This is a genomic window from Chryseobacterium taichungense, assembly GCF_900109935.1.
GTDB lineage: Bacteria > Bacteroidota > Bacteroidia > Flavobacteriales > Weeksellaceae > Chryseobacterium > Chryseobacterium taichungense.
This window is the reverse complement of record NZ_FOBV01000003.1, coordinates 48,208-68,584: the sequence shown is the minus strand read 5'-3', so window position 1 is coordinate 68,584 and position 20,377 is coordinate 48,208. Positions and strand designations below refer to the sequence as shown.

Here is a 20,377-nt window from a genome sequence, read left to right as displayed (position 1 = left end):
TGAAATGACAAAAAACGAAATATTTAAACGCTGGATAGAGCGATATTCTGAACCATTACTCAGAAGAGCTGTTTATTTACTTTCGGATAAAATCGAGGCAGAAGAGATTGTTCAGGAGGTTTTTATTGCTGCTTTTTCATCATATGATTCTTTTGAAGGAAAAAGCCAGCCTTTAACGTGGCTATTGGCTATCTTAAACAGAAAGGTTGCTGATTTTTACCGCAAAAAATACAGGTCTGAGCCACAGATACATCTGGATCATTTTTTTGATGAAACAGGCTTATGGAAAAGTAATGATGTTCTCAACAATTGGGATGTCTCTGAAAAGCAAGGCGAACTTCTCGACGATGAAGATTTTAATAAAACATTGGAAGACTGTATGGAAGATCTGCCTTTACGATGGAAGATTCCCATGAAAATGTATTATCTCGAAGAAAAAAAAGCACCGGAAGTAAGTCAGGAATTGAATATTTCTACGACTAATCTCTGGAAGATTTTACAGCGAAGCCGAATGCAGCTGAGAGAATGCTTAGAATTTAACTGGTTTTCAAAATCATAAATTTAAAAATGCTAAAAAAACTAATACATATTATCTTTTTACCATGCAGTGAAGCAACTTTACTCATGGAGAAGCGCAGTGCAGACAATATTTCGTCAAATGAAAACAGGCGGCTCAATCTGCATCTTAAAATCTGTAAATGGTGCAGAGCTTATAAAAAGAAACTGGAAATCTTAGATGATATCTTAAAAAATAAACGATCTCAGGAAAAAAATATTGAAATTAATGATTCTGAAATTCAAGAGTTTAATAAAAATATTTTAAAAAAATTAGATATTTAATTTAAAAATTGTCAGGATTTTGAAATGGCTCCGACTATACTTTTGAAAATAATAAAAGTATTAATTCAAAATCTTAGAACATGAACGGAACAAAAACAAATCATCGGATTTCAGCTTATCAATCTGGCTATTACATTTCATTATTCGGAGCAGCGCTTATTTTACTGTGGATAGGAATTTTTAAATTTACTCCCACGGAAGCCAATGCAATAAAACCTTTAATAGAAAACCATTTTCTCACTTTTTTCGTATATAATTTTGTAAGTGTACAGGCGGTGTCAAATGCTATCGGAGTGATAGAAATTATCATTGCATTATTACTCATCTTTAGTGTGAAATTTGCATCATTGAAAAGGCTTGCGGGATTCGGTATGGTTGCCACTTTTCTGATTACGTTAAGTTATTTATTTACGACTCCCGGAGTCTGGAAAGTAGTAGATGGAGTTCCTGTAACAGATTTTTTCATTCTGAAAGATCTTATGCTGTTAGGATTCGGATTAATGATATTAAATGAAAAAAAATGAATACAAATAAAAAGTTAACAATGAAAAACATATTAATATTTCTCGGAGTGATTCTGGGAATAGCAGTATTTGCAACAAGCTGCGGAGATTCAAAAAAGATGAAATCCGCCGAATCAAAAAAAGAAAATGAGACCATTATGGACAATAAAAATGTAAAAGAAGTTTATTTTGCAGGAGGATGTTTTTGGGGAACTGAGCATTTCTTTCAACAAATACGAGGAGTCGTAGGAACGGAAGTAGGATATGCGAACGGAAATAAGCAAAATCCTACCTATGAAGAAGTTGTCAGTCACACAACCGGTTTTGCCGAAACGGTGAAAGTAAAATACGATCCGGAAGAAGTTGATCTTAAGTTGCTCATCGATCTTTATTTCAAAACGATTGATCCTACGAGTTTAAACAAACAGGGAAATGACAGAGGAGATCAGTACAGAACCGGAATTTATTCAACCGATAAAGAAACCGAAGCTATTGTAAAAGCGGAAGTAGCGAGACTGGCAAAAAATTACAGTAAACCTGTACTGGTAGAGACGATTCCGTTAAAAAACTTTTATAAAGCAGAAGATTATCACCAGGATTATCTTGACAAAAACCCGGGAGGATATTGTCACATTGAACCGGGATTATTTGAAATGGCGAGAAATGCAAATCCTCCAAAGCAAAAAAAAGTGAAATATCAGAAGCAGGATAAAAAAGTTCTTAAGGAAAAACTAACTGCCGAACAATACAATGTAACGCAGGAAAACGGTACGGAAAGAGCTTTCCAGAATGAGTACTGGGACGAGACCCGTGAAGGGATTTATGTAGACATTACCACCGGAGAACCATTGTTTATCTCTACCGATAAGTTTGAATCAGGTTGTGGATGGCCGAGTTTCTCAAAGCCAATTACGAAAAAGCTAATTGAAGAAAAGCTTGACCGTTCACACGGAATGACCAGGGTAGAGGTAAGAAGTAAAACCGGAGATGCCCATTTGGGACACGTTTTCAATGATGGACCAGCAGATAAAGGAGGACTTCGCTACTGTATCAACAGTGCTTCTCTTAAGTTTATCCCGAAAGCGGAAATGAAAGAAAAAGGCTACGGAGAGTATATTGCGCTCCTGGAGAAAGATAAAAAGTAATATTTTAAGTGAAGTGATTGAGGAGGCTGCCGAAAGGCAGTCTTTTCTTTTTATATCTGACCAACTCAATTTCATTCTGAAATGATCGGAACGAAGTGGAGCACAGCGGAAATCTATTATATTAAACGAAATCTCTGCATTTGAAACCTTTCTTTAATGCTGAACATTGAAATATTTAAAAATAAAAGAAATCCGAAAAAGATATAATAAGCTCCGTTTGGAAGTTTTGAGAGATTTTGAAAAATACTCATATAATATTGTTTAAAATCGGGCTTTACCTCAACATAAGTATAAATCGTGTCATGACATAAAAGGCAATCTATTTCTTCTTCTTCAGTTTTTGGACTTTTATAATTCACAGTGGCAAATACATTTCCGGTTTTTTCCAAATCCAATGCGTAAGTTTCATGTTTTGCAACGGCCATATCATTTAATAGAGAGACAAAATCACCATAACTGTTATTTTTATCTAAAATAAATTCTATTCCGGTTTCTTTTTCATTACGTTTTTGGAGAGACTTAATTTCCGAAACATAAAATTTTGAATTTTCTTTTGCTTTTGAAGGATCAACCTTTATTTTCTTGTAATCCCAGTTTCGTAAGGATTCAAGATTATATATATCATTGCTTTTATCTTTCTTTAATTTGGCAGGAATTCCGATGTCAATGACAGTATACTTCGTTTTATCAATGTATGGATTAATATAATACCAAAATAAAACAGGTACAATCAAAGCACTCATCAATCCAGGGAAATAATATATCTTTTTCATACGTAAGTTCTTTTGAGTTGAAGATTTTCTTTAATGCTAAACATTGAAATATTTAAAAATACCAAAAAACCGAAAATTATATAATAAGTTTGGTTGGGAACATGATTGATGAAGGTTTCAGGTTTGATGATATTTAATGCTAATTTTTCTTTATAATACTCGTTATCAACCACGCAAGTGCCGCCACTATTATAATTTCTCCTGGTGGCGTTCGGATCTTTGTACATATGGATCGCAAAGAAATGATTCGTTTTCTCCACGTCTACTCCGTAGGCTTCCTGTTTTGCCAGCTTCATGGCATCAATTAAGGCAATAAAATCCTGATAATTGTTTTTATCATCAATCACAAATTCAATTCCCGTTTCCTTTTCATTTCTTGCCTGAAGTTTTTTTAATTTCGAAACATAATATGCGCGATTTTGCAGAGCGGTATTAGGCCGTACAATGATTTTCTTATAATTCCAGTTTCTGTAATGCTCAAATGTTTCGAGGGAATCCGTTGCTCCAGCTCTTATTTTTGCGGGCAGTCCCAGATCCATCACTGTGTATGGCGCATGGCTTCTTTGGCTCCCGTAAAACCAAAATAAAATAGGAATAAGTAAAGCGCTTATCAATCCGGGAACGTAATATATTCTCTTCATGCCATTAATTTTTATTAAATATAAAATAAAACTTCAATAAAATAAAAAAAGTGATCCGAAAACGAATCACTTATTATGTAAAGAATTAAACTTTAAATCTTGAATTCTGAATCTTGAATTAGAAATTACCAATCTCTTTTTCTTAAAATCCAGTATGAACCAATAATGAAGATGGCACACCAAACCAGACACGCAATCATGCTTTCCGTAGGGTAGTGGAACTCATATTTCACACCCATCATTTTTACCATATTGAGTCTTACTACGGGATTAGGAATCAGGCTGGACATACTTTCCAGTGGTAAAAGATGTGTAATGAAGAAATCATTCTGAAGCACTTCATTTCTCTGAGGTCCCTGCATTCCGCGCACTTTCATGTACACTTCCACACCGGATAAAATACCTTCACCGATCCAGAAAACAAAAAGGGCAAGAAAAACAAAAACCGATTTCCTCAACAAAATGGAAAGAAACATCAGAAAGCAGAAGAACGTAAACAGCTTCACAAAATAATTTCCGATAAAGAAAATTTCTTCAAAAACCTTCGCAGATTCTGTCGTATTAGAATATTTATATCCGAGAAACATGGTGATCGCAAAAACAACCACTGTGGAAACAATCGTAAAAATACTGATCGTTAGTAATTTTGAAGAAATGAATTCTTTTCTGCTTAACCCATCAATCGTATTTTGCTTAAACATCCGGTTGCTGAATTCCTGCGAAATCGAAAAAACAATGATTAGTCCCAGGAAAATTTTAAGCAAAGCCACAATATACGTTGTGAAATTCCAGATTTCCGGGAAATTATAAATGCCCTGTTCTTTTAAATTAATCTTTCCTCCAAAAAGATCAAAATCCACCAATCCTATAAATAATAATGCAATAAGAATCGCAAAATACAGGATTGTAAAAATCTTGAATGGTTTATAATTCAGATTTTTGTAATATTCTAGTTTAAATAATTTTATCATGATTATTTTGTGTTTTTTACAAGTTCAAGGAATTGAGATTCTAGAGAAAGCTTTTTCTTCGTTAAATGTGACAGGTAAATCCCCTGCTCGGCAAGCTTCTGGTTTAGAGCTGATGCCGAAATAGAAGCATCATCGCGGATCTGCGCTTTCAGCATATCGCCGTCCTGATTAACTGCTGTGAACCATTGAAGTTCGTTTAATGCTTTTAAAAGCAATGTATTGTTGTCTGCTTTCAATTCAAAATATCCATTATTGGCGGTCATTTCATCCACCCTTCCGCAGTAGATTGAATTTCCTTCTTTAAGGACAATCACATGGCTGCAAATCTTTTCGATCTCATCCAAAAGGTGACTGGCAATAATAATAGTGATTCCCTGTTTGGCAATATTGCTGATGATCTCGCGAATCTGGATGATTCCTTCCGGATCAAGACCATTTGTTGGCTCGTCCAGAATCATGACTTCCGGATTATTGAGCATGGCAGATGCAATGGCCAGACGCTGTTTCATCCCCAGGGAAAATGTTTTAAAAGTTTCCTTTTTTCGTTCGAGAAGCCCTACGGTCTGCAGAACCTCGTCAATTCTATGGTAGGGAGTTCCTTTGATTTCGGCAACGATTTTCAGATTGGTTTCCGCGCTCAGGTAAGGATAAAAATTAGGCTGTTCGATGATCGCACCGATTTTCTTCAGCGTATCCGGATCGGTGCCTTTCTTTCCAAACCAGTACCAGTCTCCGCTGGTAGGATTAATGGTAGAAAGCAGCATACCGAAAGTCGTTGATTTCCCGCTTCCGTTGGGTCCCAGCAAACCATACACATTCCCTTTTTCGACATCAAAAGAAATATTGTTGACCACAATTCTTTTGAATTTTTTAGTAAGATTTTTTACCGATAAAATTTTTTCCATGTAATTTGTTTTACATAGTAGTAGTCTATGATACTATTGAATTGTTACAGTTTTTATATTAAATCAATTCATATTTAATTTCAAATACGCTATTTTTGATAGTATTAATGGACATTTATGAAATTAGTTGATTTAGCAAAAGAACTCAATGTTTCTGCGGAAGCCATCAAACAGTTCATCCAGGATTTTGATCTTGATCTCGTTGATTGTATCAGCACCAATTTTGAAATAAAAAAAGACTTTGAAAAATTCGCCCGGGAAAATATTGAATTCCTGAAGCTCTATGAAAAAGATCTCGACAAAATGAAAACCCTCGAGCAGATTGCAGAAAAGATAAATCAGCCAAAAGATAAGGTTGAAAAAGTAATTAAAGAATCAGATCCCAATATTTTTGATAATGGTTTCTTTAAATCCTCGATTTCCAGTTATGGAATAGACAACCGGCTGGGTGGCAATTATAAGTTTGTTTACGATTATTTCGGGCATAAAACAAGCCTGCAGAAAAGAGATTTTATCGGATACAGAGATCTGTTTTTTCATATTTCTGGTGTTCTGGAGCCGTTCCTGAATCCTCAACAGATCAAAGATTGGGGAATTAATAAACCTGTAGGAATCATCTTATATGGTCCTCCGGGAAGCGGAAAAATCTTTTGGGCCAATAAAATCTCCGAAATTATCGGCTATCAATTTAAGGAAGTAAAAAAGCATTATCTCGGAACTTCTTTTGTAGACGGAAACCAAACCAACTTCAACGATTTTCTGGTTACCATGATGAAAGAGGATAAAGTATTGCTCTTTATTGAGGACTTCGATAACATCATGATGGCGAGAAAAGCAGAAAATAACGTCGCTTCATGTAATCTTGAAACACAGGAAATTATTCTTCATTACATTTCAAAGTTTGAGCAGGAAGAGCTTTTAATGGTAGGTTCTGCGAATTCCGTGGCGGAAATAGATGAGGAAATTCTTGCTCCCGGAAGATTTGATGTGATGATTCCCATTTTTCCTCCAAATCTCGCCGAAAGATCAGAAATCATTCTATATGCGATGACCCGAAATCTCGAAAAAGATTCTCTTTTATTTAAAATTTTAAAAAATAACAAAGCCGATAAAATACCTTTCTGGCACGGAATTTCTGCCCAGATGAAAGTGTTCAGCAATACCATGCTGATTGATTTTACCCAAAGTCTTAAAAAAAGGATCAAAAATCTTTACCAGAAAACAAGAGACGAAAATCTTAAGATCGACCAGAATCTCTTAAAAGCAGCCTTACGAGACGCTGCAGGAAAACTTACGGAAGAGTATCTGGATCAGATCGCCAGATTTTTGAGTGACGTCATTATTAATAATTTCGACCAGTTTCAGAACAGGGTAAAAGATCTTAAAACCGAGCTGGATTCCTACAGGATCGTTGAAGAGCCAAGAAGAGTAATCGGTTTTTCTCACAATGAAGAGGAAGGTAAAACTGGACGTGAAGACAAGGGATAAAAGGAATAAAATTTCTTATTTTTGCAAGAAATAAAAAATCGTGATCAACAACGACCAGATAAAAGAAATTCAGTCAAGAATTGACGATCTCCATAAATATCTTCAGATTGATAAAAAGAAGATAGAAATAGCCAACGACGACGAAAAAACGGCAGCTCCCGAATTCTGGGATAATCCGAAAGAGGCGGAAGCATTTTTAAAGCAGCTCCGTTCCAAGAAAAAGTGGGTGGAAGCCTATGAAGAAATTCATACTCAGTTTGAAGATCTGCAGGTTTTGGTAGATTTTGCCAAAGAAGATCCTGATTCAGAAAAAGAGCTTGATGATACCTTCCCTCAATTGGTGGAAAAAATCGAAGACCTGGAATTTAAAAACATGCTTTCCAATGAGGGTGACGAACTTTCTGCGGTATTGCAGATTACTGCCGGAGCCGGAGGAACTGAAAGCTGCGACTGGGCTTCCATGCTGATGAGAATGTACACGATGTGGGCCGAAAAGCAGGGCTATAAAATCCGCGAGCTGAATTTCCAGGAAGGCGATGTGGCCGGCGTAAAAACCGTAACGCTGGAAATTGAAGGTGAATTTGCATTCGGATACCTTCGCGGCGAAAACGGAGTACACCGACTGGTAAGAATTTCACCTTTCGACTCGAATGCGAAACGCCATACGAGCTTCGTTTCAGTATATGTATATCCTTTGGTGGATGATACGATTGAAATCAACATCAATCCTGCTGATATTTCCTTCGAAACGATGAGGTCTTCCGGAGCAGGAGGGCAGAACGTAAACAAAGTGGAAACAGCTGTACGTCTCCGTCACGCACCGACAGGAATTATTATTGAAAACTCAGAATCCCGTTCACAGCTTCAGAATAAAGAAAAAGCGATGCAGTTGTTACGCTCAAGGCTATATGAAATGGAGCTGGAAGAAAGAATGAAAGCCCGAAATGAGATCGAAGCCAACAAAATGAAGATAGAGTGGGGAAGTCAGATCCGAAATTACGTGATGCATCCTTATAAACTGGTAAAAGATGTACGCTCAGGATACGAAACTTCCGACGTCGATTCTGTAATGAACGGAAATCTTACCCCATTCCTGAAAGCATTTCTCATGGCCGATGGAACCGCGGTTTCAGACGATGATATGGACTTATAGAAGGGATGTTTAAATTTCGTTAAAATCTGATAATAAATTTCGGAATGACGTTTATTAATCCTATTTTTGTTACTTATCAAAACGTATGGAAGATTTCAATAATTGGAAAGATTTATTAAACCCTGAGTTTTATATAAAGCTTGGTGGATTTTGGCTTATTTTGTTTATTATTTTTGCCGAAACAGGTCTTTTTGTAGGATTTTTTTTACCGGGAGATTCACTGCTTTTCGTTTCGGGAATTTATTCGATTGACATTATAAGAGAAACTTTCGGATCTACGGGAAGTGATTTCCTGGATACGTTTATTTTAGCTTCTTCTGTGGCATTTGCTGCGATTGTTGGAAACGAGGTAGGATATTATTTCGGAAGAAAAGCCGGTTCTACTTTATACAAAAAACAGGATACCTGGCTGTTTAAAAAGAAATATCTGTATCAGGCTCACGATTTCTTTGAAAAGAACGGAGCGCTGGCGATCATTATGGCAAGATTCCTACCGGTAGTCCGAACATTTACGCCTATCGTTGCGGGGATTGTGAAAATGGATAAAAAAGCATTTTTAAGAGATAATATTATCGGAGCCGTTTTGTGGTCTTTTCTGCTGATCTTTGCAGGACATTACCTTGATAAGCTTTTCATCGACCAGTTCGGAATCGACCTTAAAAAGAAACTGGAACTTATCATCATCGTAATCGTCTTAATAACAACCGTACCGGTGATCCTGAAATTTTTATTCGGAAAAAAAGAAGACTTTTCAAAATATGAAAATCACAAATTCGACGACGAAGAATAAGAATTTAAATAATACCAGCTTGCTCAATGAGCGGGCTTTTTATTAAGACCCAAAACCATCAACTATCAATTATCATATATCATCGATTACTCATTACTCATCTTTGTTGAATCCACTCCAGAATATTCGGATAAATAATACTGTCTCTTTTCTTCTTATTAAAAAACCTTGCTGCATGTCCGGTATTTTTCATAAATACGAGCTTATGCGGAACATGCTGTGCTGTTAATGCTGAATCTAAAGCTAATCCTTGTTTCTGATTCACCAGAAAATCCTGATTTCCTTGGAATATCAGCGTAGGAACATGAGAAATATTAGCCACAGGACTCGCTTTTCTAAATTCTTCAGATAAATTTTTCCGGTGAAACTTAGTTCCCACGACCTTTTGAATCGTAGGGGAAGAATATGTAGAATAGAATGACTGTAGGTACTCTGGGGAATAAAAGTCTGTAGGTGCACTCAAAGCAATAATCTTTCTGATCTGTTCAGGATTCTGATATCCATATAGCAAGGCAAGATGACCACCGGAGCTTTCGCCCAAAAGAATATAATTGTTCGGTTGAAGCTCTGCTTTTCCTGCCAGTTCATTGAATTTTTTAATAACCGCATCGATATCTGCCAGCTGTTCACGGTATGTGATTTTTTTAGGTTTCGAAACCAGACGGTAATTCATATTGATGCTGGGGATATTGTGATTAAAAAGCATTTTCTGAATCTGGATCATATGCTCCTTACGCCCATATTTCCAGGCACCACCATGAACGATCAATATTACTCGGGAATCTTGAGGATAATCGGACGGAAGAAAAACATCCATTTTCTGTCTTTTATCTTCGCCGTATTTCAGGTTATATATTTTCTGTTCGTTATTCGTTCCTACCCAGACTCTGAATTTTGTATTGCATGAATTTAATACAAAGCTGATCAGTCCAAGAACGAAAAAATGATACTTAAGAATCAGCTTTTTCATGAAATAAATTTACGGATATTTAAATTAAACGAAAAACAGTTCAAAAACTTTAAAAGAATCTTCACCAGTGAATATATGAGTATGATTTTTCAGCCTGTAAGGTTGATGGATGACTCTTTTTCTATAAAATTTGAGTCTTTAACACTCAAAATCCAGTAAAAAGACTGATTTTTCACTCTTTGAGACTCATTATTGAGTCTTTTTGCCTGGAATTTGAGCCTTTTAGGTTCATTATCGAGTATAAAAGACTGGTTTTTCACTCTTTGAGACTCATCATTGAGTCTTTTTGCCTGGAATTTAAAACTTTTAAATTGGCAACCCAAATAAATGATGGTTATTTAATGATTTTAAATGGATCGAATAATTTGTTTTATGTGAAAATTGTGCTCCTGTTGTTAATAGGACAGCACTTTTACTGCTCTGAATAGGTAGAATGAAGAAACAATAGTTTTTAAAAATCTTTGATTTTTAATCTCATGTGCTCTAAAATAGGCGCAATATTTTAACTAAAAAATCTAATGTGCCTTATGTGTTAAAGCTTTTGCCTCTTTTGTTTAGTCAGAGTTTTCATGTTAATTCTTCTAAAACCTCGATGAAATCATAGAATGAATCAAATTAAAATAATTACTTTTGCTTAACAATTATTAAAAAAATATTAAAATTTATGGCATCTGGTTTTTTTGCTATTTTGGATGATATCGCAGCGCTGATGGATGATGTAGCAGTGACAAGTAAAGTTGCAACGCAAAAAACAGCAGGAATTCTGGGAGATGATTTGGCTGTAAATGCCGAAAAAGCAACCGGTTTTCTATCATCTCGTGAGCTTCCGGTATTGTGGGCAATCACAAAAGGCTCTTTTCTTAATAAACTGATCATCCTGCCCATTGTATTTTTACTGAACTGGCTGTATGCGCCAGCAATCAATTATGTACTGATTCTAGGTGGATTATATCTGTCATTCGAAGGGATGGAAAAGATTATTGAATATCTGTTTCACCGTAACAAAAAGGGACATGAAGTGGAGGAAGAAATCGAAGACACAAAAGGACAAAGTCCTGAAGAAATAGAAAAGGCAAAAGTGAAATCAGCCATTACCACCGATTTTATTTTATCGATTGAGATCGTAATCATCGCTTTGGGAACGGTACTTGAAGAAAGCCATCCTTTTATCACCCAGATTCTGGTAACGAGTTTGGTTGCATTTATTGCCACAGTAGGTGTCTACGGAATTGTTGCGCTGATCGTCAGAATGGATGATGCAGGTTTTAAGCTGATCAAAAAAAGCAATGACAAAGGGTTCTTTGGACAATTGGGACATTTACTGGTAAAAGCATTACCTATTGTTATTAAAGCACTGGGGGTTATCGGTACTATCGCTTTGATTCTGGTTGCCGGAGGGATTTTTGCCCACAGGATCGATTATTTTCATCATTTATTTCCTTCATGGCCGAGTATACTGAAGGAGGCTGTATTCGGAATAACGGGCGGACTTCTTGCAGTAGCGCTTTTCACAGCAGGGAAAGGAATTTATTCACTGGCTGTAAAAAAATAAGCAGAAGAGAAATAATATTAGATAATGAGTCCTGCCATTTAAAACGGCAGGACTCATTATTTTTTTAAACTTTAAAAATTTGTATTAAAATTTTCAAATATAAAACGAGGACAGATGGTATGAAGTTTACATAAGCTTTAAGCAATATTTAAGTTTTTCCGACTCTGGTGAGCCTATCAAAAAATTATATAATCTTTTTCATATTTTTGGAAAAATATTGTAAGAAATGTATACCGTTGTTTGGACAGAAACTGCAGAAAAATCATATGAAAATAATCTGCAATATCTTTCGGAGTATTGGTCAACAAGAGAAATTCGCAACTTTATGGATAAGGTTGATGAAGCAGTTATGAATATATCGCTTAATTCATTAATAGGTAGTGTTTCAGAAGAAAATTATAACTATAGAAAATATTTAGTCGTACCACAAATATATCTTTATTACCGTGTTACTTCTGATAGAATATATCTTGTATCCTTTTGGAACAACTTTCAAGATCCGGATAAGCTACAAAAACTTCTTACGTAATTCTTCACTAACCACCGAATGTTCTCTATAGTTGCCATTCTCAATATCTTTCTCTGATTGCTCTATTTCTAATAACAATGCTTCACGCGGTGACAATATTTTTGCCAAGGCCAACATTTCATCTGGCGTAAATGACTGAGCACTCAATTTCCGGTAAAAGGTAGCTGGTGCAAGTCCTATCTTTGAAATAATATGGCTTTTTTTGTAGGGACTATGGTTTAATAGTCCTTCAATTTCGCCCATCACTTTCTTATAATTTAAAATTTCTTGTATCATTTTTGATATAATTCATTGTAATTATTGAGACAAATATAATGAAAAATGATGAAAATAATTAGAAATTGAACCGATCAGTTTTTCTCTTTAAAAGCTATTCCATTTTTGCTATTATCTTATCTTTCTCCTTCAACATTCTTTAGTATACATTCTTTCAATAATTGAACGAACAATGATTGGCAGTAGTAATAGCATGATCATTAAATCGTAACAAAAAAGGATTCCGAAGAATCCTTTACGTATTTAATTGAATAAATCTTTTACCTTATCAAAAAAAGTTTTTTCCTTTCCGGATGGTTCAGCGACCATTTCTCCGCTGCTCATCTGCTTCTCGAAGAAATCCTTCTGTTCTTTGGTCAGCTTTTGCGGTGTCCATACGTTGATATGAATGAACATATCACCCTTACCATAGCTGTCTATGCTTGGAAGACCTTTCCCTGCAAGTCTCAGGATTTTCCCAGACTGCGTTCCCGGATCTACCGTGATCTTCACTTTGCCACCAACGGTAGGAACCTCTTTTTTCGTTCCCAACGCCGCTTCAGCAAATGAAATATAGAGCTCCTGATGAAGATTATCTCCTTCTCTTTTTATAGTTTTATCAACTTCCTCTTCGATGATGACCAAAAGATCTCCCGGAATACCACCAAAAGGAGCGTCATTCCCTTTTCCTCTTACATTAAGCTGAATGCCGTCTCTTGCTCCCGCAGGAATGTTAATCGTTACTTCCTCTTCATCTTTAATAAGTCCCTGAGCGTTGGCGCCTGCCGGAATTTTGTCGGCAACTTTACCGATTCCCTGACAGGTTCCGCAGGTAGTCTGTGTCTGCATTTGTCCGAACATGGTGTTCATCACTTTTAGTTGAACTCCGGATCCGCCACAGGTAGGACAGGTTTTAGAAGTAGCACCTTCCGCCATCTTCATTTTTTTGACTTTGATGGTTTTCTGCGTGCCGTTTACCATTTCGTCAAGATTCAGCTTGATTCTGATTCTTAAATTAGAACCTTTTACCTGCTGACGACCGCCACCACCGCCGAATCCCCCGAAACCGCCACCGAAAATATCACCAAACTGGCTGAAGATATCTTCCATATTCATGCCGCCGCCAAAGCCACCGCCGAATCCGCCATTACCACCAACACCGGCATGACCAAACTGATCGTATCTTGCACGTTTTTGCTCGTCACTCAGCACTTCGTAAGCTTCAGCTGCTTCCTTGAATTTTTCTTCGGCCTCTTTATCTCCCGGATTTTTATCAGGGTGATATTTAATGGCCATTTTGCGGTATGCTTTCTTTATTTCGTCGGCTGATGCAGATTTGCTGATCTCAAGAACCTCGTAATAATCTCTTTTTGACATCTTTTTTATGAGTAATTAGTAATCAGCAATGGGTAATAAATAAAATTACTTATTACCCATTACGTATTGCTTATGTTTAATTTCCTGTTACTACTTTTGCAAAACGGATCACTTTATCTCCCAGCGTATATCCCGTTTCAATTACATCCACAATTTTTCCTTTAAGATCTTCCGAAGGTGCAGGAATCTGGGTGATTGCCTCGTGAAAATCTACGTTGAAGCTGTCTCCGGCCTTTACTTCCATAGCTTTCAGACCTTTTTCAGTCAGTTTGCTCTTGAATTTATTGTAGATCAGCTCAACACCCTGAAGATCGGAAGGATTGCCATTCTTGGCAATTTCCTTTAATGCTCTTTCAAAGTCATCCAAAACACCCAGCATAGAAACCATCATATCCTGGTTGGCATATTGGAAAAACTCCATTTTTTCTTTGGATGTTCTCTTTTTATAGTTTTCAAATTCTGCGTACAATCTGATGTAACGGTCTTTTTCTTCTGCCAAAAGTTCCTCAGCAGTAGGTTTTGCTGTCACATTGTCTTCTGTTGCAGCTTCATTCTGAATATTTGTATCTTCCTGATTATTGATGCTTTCTTCGTTGATATCCTGATTTTCCATAATTCAATATTTATTTGGGTTATTATTCACAAACATTCTGCCAAAGGGCAAAGGGTGACAATAAGGCAGAAGGGTAGGGGAAGGAAGCTGGAAGTTGGGAGTTAGAAGTTTGCGCAAGACCGTCAATCATCAATTATCAAACATCATTCATCAATAATTTTTTTTAGAAGCTTTATCGCGCTATCCACTCATACTCCTCGCACAGCCGCATTCTCCAACGCATGCTGTGGGGTATCCGTTACTATCGCGGCTAAGGTTATTCTGCATCGTTATAAATAGGATTTCCCGGACTAAACTCCCTCTCCGAAAAAGGTCTGATACAGAAGATAAACATTTAAAACAATGATAATAAAAGAGATCACCCAAACACAGACTTTTAAGAAAGGTTTATTTACGAATTCTCCCATCTTCGCCTTATCGTTTGTGAACATCACCAACGGAACAACCGCAAAACTCAGTTGCATCGATAAGATTACCTGGCTCAGTACCAAAAGTTCCGTCGTTCCTTTCTCACCATAGAGTATGGCTACAATCAGTGCGGGAATTACAGCGATCAGCCTTGTGATCAGCCGTCGCAACCAGGGTTTTAATTTAATATTTAAAAAACCTTCCATGACGATTTGCCCGGCAAGAGTGCCTGTTAAAGTAGAATTCTGTCCCGAAGCTAATAAGGCAATAGCAAAAACAATACTTGCCATTGAGGCTCCTAATATTGGGGTGAGCATTTTGTATGCATCATGAATATCCGCCACATCATGATTTCCCGAAACATGGAAAGTAGCAGCTGCCAAAATTAGTATGGCTCCATTAATAAAAAATGCCAGCATCAGAGAAACAGTGCTGTCTAACGTTGCAAATTTAATGGCTTCTTTTTTACCTTCCGTATTGCGTGGATAATCTCTTGTCTGTACGATGCTGCTGTGCAAATAAAGGTTATGAGGCATGACGGTAGCACCTAATATTCCTATCGCAATATATAGCATCGCCGGGTTCTGAATAATTTCTGCTTTAGGAATAAGTCCCCCTAAAAGCTCATTAACTGCAGGTTTTGAAATCACCAGTTCATAGATAAAACATGCGAGAATTATAAAGATCAGTCCTCCCACAATGCTTTCTATCCATCGGAAACCTTTAGCCTGCAAAAGCAAAATAAACAATACATCAATAGTGGTGATGACAATTCCCCAGGTTAAAGGAATATGAAATAGAAGATTCAGAGCAATGGCAGATCCTATAACTTCTGCAAGGTCACAGGCTGCAATGGCAATTTCACAGAATATCCACAGTATAAAATTTGTTGTCGGACTAAAATGATCCCTGCACGCTTGTGCCAGATCTCTTTCCGCAACAACTCCCAGTTTCACAGAAAGATGCTGCAAAACCATAGCAAAAATATTAGAGATGAGTATCACTGAAAGAAGCGTATACCCGAATTGTGCGCCTCCTGCAATATCGGTAGCCCAGTTTCCGGGATCCATATATCCTACGGCAACCATCAGTCCCGGACCTGCAAAAGCAAGGTACTTCCTCCAGAAACTACCATTCTGGGGAACTTTTACAGATGAATATACTTCAGATAAGGAATTGGATGTTTTATCTTTTCGCCAGGCGTTCTTTAAATTCAGATTCATAAAATGTTAGAAATGACTAACAAATGTAATTAAATAAATGAAAACTACAAAATCACAAATAAAAATCCCGAAAATATTCCGGGATTTTTACAATATTTTGATAAGATTTATTTTGCAAATCTTACTGCCATTTTACGATCAATGGCTCTTTCTGCATCAGAAGCAGAAGCATCAACGGTTGCAAACTGGCTTCCATAACCATCAGCTCCGGTAATTTGAGATCCTACGCCTTGTTTGTCCAGCCATGATCTGATGAAGTTCGCTCTTTCGGCTGATAACTTCTGATTTTTAGCTTCATCTCCTGTTTTATCGGTATATCCTCCGATTTTTACTTTAGCATCAGGATACGCTTTTAAAATTGCTACTAAATTTTGCAACTGTCCTTCAGAGCCTGCTTCAAGTTCAGTAGCGCTTCCCATTTTAAAATTAACGTGGTCAAAATTGTACCATGTATCCTTTAACGCATTATCATCTTTTGCATTTTTATAGCCATCTGATTTTAAGAAAGCAATCATGCGATCTTCCATACCTCCTTTGTATCCTTTTAAAGAAGTTCCGTTCAGATCAATATCTTCATCAACCTTTGTTGCTGAAATTCCTGCTGCTGTGTCAGTAGTAGTATTTACCGTATCTGTAACAACCTCACCTGAATCGTTCATAGTAGTCGTAACGGTCGTTTCTTTTTGCTCGCATTGCCTCCAGATAAAATAGGCTGCTGCGATTAAAAGCAATAATGGCAAAAGCCATTTCCAGATCGATCCGCCCCCGGTGTTGGTATTTCTGTCAGGGAAAGTTCCATCGAGTGTGGTGCTTCTTGTCACCTGAATTTTTGGTTCTTCCTCAGCCGGAATATTAATGGCATCTTTATCATTGTCGAATTTGTATCTTGCATCCCAATCTCCCATGCTTAAAGAAGCAAAAGAAAGACCTGCAGGTAGAAGAGAGGAAACGATTCCCTTCTGGTCATTAAGAAGATTTGAAATTCCTGCTTTATCAAGGTTGTTTTCGGTTGCATATTTACCGATTGAGCCTAGTGTAGCACCTGTAACTAAGTTTAAAAGAGCACTCGAAGAATTATTGCTGATTCCGGCATAGGTAGCAACTGAATTAATCAGTCCACTAAGTTTGTCACCGAAAATTTGTGTTAGTACGCTGGCAATAAAAGAGTTGTCCGTAGAGTTCCCCATAAGGTTTCCTAATATTCCACTTGAAGAGGAATTGGTGATAGCATCTAAAACAAGAGGATTGTCGGAATTATTGGCAAGTCCTCCTACCACAGCAGGTAGCAATCCGCCAATTGCTTTTGAAATACCGGATTCACTTTCTCCATACTGTGAGGCAGCCTGTGATACAAAGGCAGGACCCAATTGTCCTTTAATGAGATCAATAATGTTTAGAGACATAATAATTTATTTTGAGATTAATGTTCTCTTATGCAATCAAAAATTTGTCCAAACCTTTATATCTTAAAAAAAATCTGCAAAAATCCTTAGGATTTTTGCAGATCTGATAAGTCTTTTTTATTATTAATTTAATATGCTTTGGCAAACAAGACTCTTCTTTTTGAAGGTTTTCCGGAAATAAGAGAAGTACCTTCTTCAACATCATCATCTAATGGAATACATCTGATCGTTGCTTTGGTCTCTTCTTTTATTTGCTCTTCTTCTTCAGCGGTTCCGTCCCAGTGCGCATAAATAAATCCTCCTTTCTCTTCCAGAACTTTTTTAAATTCATCATAAGAATCAACTTTAGTGATATTATCTTTTCTGAAGTTGGCCGCTTTAGTATAAAGATCTTTTTGAATGGTTTTTAATAATTCTTCGATATAAGAATCCAAACCTTCGATAGAACGAACTTCTTTTGTCAGGTTATCTCTTCTGGCGATTTCCACCGATTTATTTTCCAGATCTCTAGGTCCCATAGCAATTCTTACAGGAACTCCTTTCAGTTCATATTCTGCAAATTTCCAGCCTGGTTTATTTTGGGTATCATTGTCAAATTTTACAGAAATTCCTTTCGCTCTCAGCTTCGCTTGGATATCCAAAGCCACTTCACTGATCTGCTCCAATTGCTCTTCTCCTTTAAAAATTGGAACAATAACCACCTGGATAGGCGCTAGTGTAGGAGGCAGTACCAATCCGAAATCATCGGAGTGGGTCATAATTAAAGCTCCCATCAAACGGGTTGAAGTTCCCCATGAGGTTGCCCATGCATACTCGATTTTTCCCTCTTTGTTGGTGAATTTAACATCAAAAGCTTTGGCAAAATTCTGTCCTAAAAAGTGAGATGTTCCTGCCTGAAGGGCTTTTCCATCCTGCATTAATGCCTCGATACAATATGTTTCATCAGCTCCCGCGAATCTTTCAGAAGGAGTTTTTAACCCCTGAATTACCGGCATTGCCATAAAGTTTTCTGCAAAATCTGCATATACTTTATTCATTTTTTCAGCCTCTTCAACGGCTTCATCTTTTGTGGCATGTGCCGTATGCCCTTCCTGCCAAAGGAATTCAGCAGTTCTAAGGAAAAGACGTGTTCTCATTTCCCAACGGACAACATTTGCCCATTGGTTAATCAATATCGGTAAATCCCTGTAGGATTGAATCCAGTTTTTATAAGTATTCCAGATGATCGCTTCCGAAGTAGGGCGCACGATCAGTTCTTCCTCAAGCTTCGCGTCAGGATCCACAATAAGTTTGGAAGGATTGTCCGGATCTGTCTTTAAACGGTAATGGGTAACAACAGCACATTCTTTAGCAAAACCTTCTGCATTTTTTTCTTCAGCCTCAAACAAGCTCTTGGGCACAAAAAGCGGGAAATATGCGTTTACGTGACCTGTTTCCTTGAATTTTTTATCCATTTCGTCACGCATTTTCTCCCAGATTGCATAGCCATATGGTTTAATCACCATGCATCCTCTTACTCCTGAGTTTTCAGCTAAGTCGGCTTTTACCACCAACTCGTTATACCATTTGCTGTAATCTTCGCTTCTTGAGGTTAATTTTGCCATTAATTTTTTTTTAATTTTTTTAACTTTTCGCTATTATTGTTATCTAAAAATAAAAATCTATTTTTGATAGATTTTTGTACCACGGGTGATGGTACATTTTTGGTACATTTTGCAAATATAATTTAAATAAAAAATTTTTACGTTATCATGAAAAGAAATATACATAAAAATTTGCTTGGTATGTTAAAATCCAAAGGGATTCTGGCTGTAGCAGGCGGATTGTTACTTGTGTCCTGCGGCGCCCAAATGGGTGGATACAGCGAGACAGATGGCGTTTATTACGACCCCAATAAAGATACCCTTCCGGAAGGAGTGATTATCAATGACAGAGGGAACAGAGTAGGAGAAGATTACGACTATTATCAGGATGATTCTAATCTTATTCAGAATGCTGAAGCAAACTCGAGAGAGGGACGTTACAATGATTGGAACAATTATAACTGGAATACCACTGCTACCGATTCAGATTGGGGAATGTATGCCGGAAGCCAGACCAATTACTACGATAATTCGTGGGGTTGGGGCTGGGGTTATCCATGGGGCTGGGGCGGCGGCTGGTATGGAGGATATAATCCATACTGGGGCTACGGCGGCAGCTGGGGCATCGGTCTTTCATGGGGAGGCTCATGGGGCTGGGGCGGCGGCTGGAATATGGGCTGGGGATACTCACCATACTGGGGCTATAACCCTTATTGGGGCTGGGGCGGATATTACGGATATCCTTACTGGGGCTACGGCGGATACTGGGGAGGAGGTTATTATGCTCCTTACAGAAGAAGCGGTGTAAATGGTAGAGGATTTAACAGCTATAACGGTAGCTTTGCCAATAAATATGGTGTAACTTCAAATTCAGGTGGTTTTAGAAGAAGTAGTACAGATGCCGGAAGTTTCAGAAATAATGGCAATTACGGTGGTTTCAGAAATTCTGGTAACAGTGGTGGTTTCAGACAGGGAAGTACCAATGGCGGTTTCAGAAATCAAAATGGAGTAAGACAAGGCGGTTTCCGTAATCAGAGTCAACCAAGACCAAATTACAATTATCAGCAGCAATCTCAGCCACGAAATGACGGTGGCTTCAGAAATAATGGTGGCTTTAACAATTCCAACAGCGGAGGCGGCTTCAGATCAGGAGGCGGAGGCTTCGGTGGAGGCGGCGGCGGATTCAGATCCGGCGGCGGTGGAGGCGGTGGCTTCAGAGGTGGCAGATAATTTCTAAATTAATAACTATTCAAAA

General features: G+C 37.4%; 22 protein-coding genes. 10 read left to right on the top strand and 12 right to left on the bottom strand.

Annotation, left to right across the window (positions count from 1 at the left end; translation table 11 throughout):
• The first annotated feature begins 4 nt into the window (after positions 1 to 4).
• The 4 genes from BMW64_RS07120 (at position 5) to msrB (ending at position 2,488) form a co-directional block, all read left to right on the top strand.
• Positions 5 to 559, top strand: a complete 555-nt coding sequence (locus BMW64_RS07120; RefSeq protein ID WP_089999345.1) for an RNA polymerase sigma factor — start codon at positions 5 to 7, stop codon at positions 557 to 559.
• 8 nt (positions 560 to 567) lie between these two features.
• A complete protein-coding gene (locus BMW64_RS07115; protein WP_089999344.1) occupies positions 568 to 840 on the top strand; it encodes a hypothetical protein in 273 nt (90 codons plus the stop codon).
• Positions 841 to 920: 80 nt separating this feature from the next.
• Entirely contained in the window at positions 921 to 1,364 is a 444-nt protein-coding gene (locus tag BMW64_RS07110; protein ID WP_089999343.1) for a DUF417 family protein, read from the top strand.
• Positions 1,365 to 1,384: 20 nt separating this feature from the next.
• A complete protein-coding gene (gene msrB, locus BMW64_RS07105) occupies positions 1,385 to 2,488 on the top strand; it encodes a peptide-methionine (R)-S-oxide reductase MsrB (RefSeq protein WP_089999695.1) in 1,104 nt (367 codons plus the stop codon).
• Between the two features lie 116 nt (positions 2,489 to 2,604).
• On the opposite strand, the gene BMW64_RS07100 is transcribed toward msrB, so the two are convergent.
• The 4 genes from BMW64_RS07100 to BMW64_RS07085 all read right to left on the bottom strand — a co-directional run bounded on the left by BMW64_RS07100 (position 2,605) and on the right by BMW64_RS07085 (position 5,778).
• Positions 2,605 to 3,261, bottom strand: coding sequence for a hypothetical protein (locus BMW64_RS07100; RefSeq protein WP_089999342.1), 657 nt, complete (start codon positions 3,259 to 3,261; stop codon positions 2,605 to 2,607).
• Positions 3,258 to 3,902, bottom strand: coding sequence for a hypothetical protein (locus tag BMW64_RS07095; protein WP_089999341.1), 645 nt, complete (start codon positions 3,900 to 3,902; stop codon positions 3,258 to 3,260). The genes BMW64_RS07100 and BMW64_RS07095 overlap by 4 nt, the downstream gene beginning before the upstream one ends.
• Positions 3,903 to 4,027: 125 nt before the next feature.
• Positions 4,028 to 4,873, bottom strand: coding sequence for an ABC transporter permease (locus BMW64_RS07090; protein ID WP_089999340.1), 846 nt, complete (start codon positions 4,871 to 4,873; stop codon positions 4,028 to 4,030).
• Positions 4,874 to 4,875: 2 nt separating this feature from the next.
• The gene (locus BMW64_RS07085) at positions 4,876 to 5,778 is read right to left on the bottom strand and encodes an ABC transporter ATP-binding protein (protein WP_089999339.1); all 903 of its coding nucleotides are present in this window, start codon (positions 5,776 to 5,778) and stop codon (positions 4,876 to 4,878) included.
• Positions 5,779 to 5,895: 117 nt separating this feature from the next.
• Here BMW64_RS07085 and BMW64_RS07080 point away from each other — a divergent pair, with 117 nt between their 5' ends.
• The 3 genes from BMW64_RS07080 (at position 5,896) to BMW64_RS07070 (ending at position 9,209) form a co-directional block, all read left to right on the top strand.
• Positions 5,896 to 7,266 carry an AAA family ATPase gene (locus BMW64_RS07080; RefSeq protein ID WP_089999338.1) on the top strand — a complete coding sequence of 457 codons (1,371 nt, stop codon included), beginning with the start codon at positions 5,896 to 5,898 and terminating at the stop codon, positions 7,264 to 7,266.
• A gap of 40 nt (positions 7,267 to 7,306) precedes the next feature.
• Positions 7,307 to 8,419, top strand: a complete 1,113-nt coding sequence (prfB, locus tag BMW64_RS07075) for a peptide chain release factor 2 (RefSeq protein ID WP_089999337.1) — start codon at positions 7,307 to 7,309, stop codon at positions 8,417 to 8,419.
• A gap of 85 nt (positions 8,420 to 8,504) precedes the next feature.
• The gene (locus BMW64_RS07070) at positions 8,505 to 9,209 is read left to right on the top strand and encodes a DedA family protein (protein ID WP_089999336.1); all 705 of its coding nucleotides are present in this window, start codon (positions 8,505 to 8,507) and stop codon (positions 9,207 to 9,209) included.
• Between the two features lie 97 nt (positions 9,210 to 9,306).
• On the opposite strand, the gene BMW64_RS07065 is transcribed toward BMW64_RS07070, so the two are convergent.
• Both BMW64_RS07065 and BMW64_RS07060 read right to left on the bottom strand, forming a co-directional pair.
• Positions 9,307 to 10,179, bottom strand: coding sequence for an alpha/beta hydrolase (locus tag BMW64_RS07065; RefSeq protein WP_089999335.1), 873 nt, complete (start codon positions 10,177 to 10,179; stop codon positions 9,307 to 9,309).
• Between the two features lie 89 nt (positions 10,180 to 10,268).
• On the bottom strand, positions 10,269 to 10,502 hold the full coding sequence (locus BMW64_RS07060) for a hypothetical protein (RefSeq protein WP_089999334.1): 234 nt from the start codon (positions 10,500 to 10,502) through the stop codon (positions 10,269 to 10,271).
• Between the two features lie 341 nt (positions 10,503 to 10,843).
• Here BMW64_RS07060 and BMW64_RS07055 point away from each other — a divergent pair, with 341 nt between their 5' ends.
• The gene (locus tag BMW64_RS07055) at positions 10,844 to 11,731 is read left to right on the top strand and encodes a DUF808 domain-containing protein (protein ID WP_089999333.1); all 888 of its coding nucleotides are present in this window, start codon (positions 10,844 to 10,846) and stop codon (positions 11,729 to 11,731) included.
• Positions 11,732 to 11,957: 226 nt separating this feature from the next.
• Positions 11,958 to 12,260 (top strand): type II toxin-antitoxin system RelE/ParE family toxin, encoded by a 303-nt coding sequence (locus BMW64_RS07050; protein ID WP_089999332.1) that lies wholly within the window; start codon positions 11,958 to 11,960, stop codon positions 12,258 to 12,260.
• Here BMW64_RS07050 and BMW64_RS07045 read toward each other — a convergent pair.
• The 6 genes from BMW64_RS07045 to proS all read right to left on the bottom strand — a co-directional run bounded on the left by BMW64_RS07045 (position 12,240) and on the right by proS (position 19,143).
• A complete protein-coding gene (locus BMW64_RS07045; RefSeq protein ID WP_089999331.1) occupies positions 12,240 to 12,536 on the bottom strand; it encodes a hypothetical protein in 297 nt (98 codons plus the stop codon). The two genes, BMW64_RS07050 and BMW64_RS07045, sit on opposite strands and share 21 nt — an antisense overlap.
• 243 nt (positions 12,537 to 12,779) lie before the next feature.
• Positions 12,780 to 13,892, bottom strand: coding sequence for a molecular chaperone DnaJ (gene dnaJ / locus BMW64_RS07040; RefSeq protein ID WP_089999330.1), 1,113 nt, complete (start codon positions 13,890 to 13,892; stop codon positions 12,780 to 12,782).
• 76 nt (positions 13,893 to 13,968) lie between these two features.
• Positions 13,969 to 14,505 (bottom strand): nucleotide exchange factor GrpE, encoded by a 537-nt coding sequence (locus BMW64_RS07035; RefSeq protein WP_089999329.1) that lies wholly within the window; start codon positions 14,503 to 14,505, stop codon positions 13,969 to 13,971.
• A 290-nt stretch (positions 14,506 to 14,795) separates the two neighbouring features.
• Positions 14,796 to 16,136 (bottom strand): Nramp family divalent metal transporter, encoded by a 1,341-nt coding sequence (locus BMW64_RS07030; protein ID WP_089999328.1) that lies wholly within the window; start codon positions 16,134 to 16,136, stop codon positions 14,796 to 14,798.
• A 107-nt stretch (positions 16,137 to 16,243) separates the two neighbouring features.
• A complete protein-coding gene (locus BMW64_RS07025; protein ID WP_089999327.1) occupies positions 16,244 to 17,539 on the bottom strand; it encodes an OmpA family protein in 1,296 nt (431 codons plus the stop codon).
• A 128-nt stretch (positions 17,540 to 17,667) separates the two neighbouring features.
• Positions 17,668 to 19,143, bottom strand: a complete 1,476-nt coding sequence (gene proS, locus BMW64_RS07020; protein WP_089999326.1) for a proline--tRNA ligase — start codon at positions 19,141 to 19,143, stop codon at positions 17,668 to 17,670.
• A gap of 180 nt (positions 19,144 to 19,323) precedes the next feature.
• On the opposite strand from proS, the gene BMW64_RS07015 reads away from it, so the two are divergent.
• Positions 19,324 to 20,352 (top strand): prolyl-tRNA synthetase, encoded by a 1,029-nt coding sequence (locus BMW64_RS07015; RefSeq protein WP_143052655.1) that lies wholly within the window; start codon positions 19,324 to 19,326, stop codon positions 20,350 to 20,352.
• Positions 20,353 to 20,377: the final 25 nt, after the last annotated feature.